Origin of the sequence: Parvimonas sp. D9 (assembly GCF_035282565.1) — a bacterium.
GTDB lineage: Bacteria > Bacillota > Clostridia > Tissierellales > Peptoniphilaceae > Parvimonas > Parvimonas micra.
In genome coordinates, this window is record NZ_JAYKBM010000176.1 from 1 (window position 1) to 263 (window position 263).

1 pseudogene is annotated in these 263 nt (G+C 30.0%); it reads left to right on the forward strand.

The features are described 5' to 3' along the window. A pseudogene (locus tag VJI94_RS08470) lies at positions 1-198 on the forward strand (hypothetical protein); the annotation flags it as partial. Between the last annotated feature and the right edge of the window lie 65 nt (positions 199-263).

A 263-nucleotide genomic window follows, 5' to 3' on the forward strand; every position in this document is an offset into this window, starting at 1 on the left:
TCTGCTTCATCCGAAGTAATGGGTGATATTACAAAGGAAAAGAATGTTTTGGTAGTAAGAGATGTTAAAAAGTTCTCCAAATTGAAAGTAGCTTATATTTTAGCAAAAGACGAAGATGAAATTAGGGAAAATGGAGGCAGAAGTGTTTCCTTAAAGGAAATTTATGAGGCGATTACAATGTCTGAAGGAGGTCATTAAATTGAAAAAAGGATTGATATTTTCTTTAAAATTATTATCTCAGACTTTTTTAATCGGAATTTTAT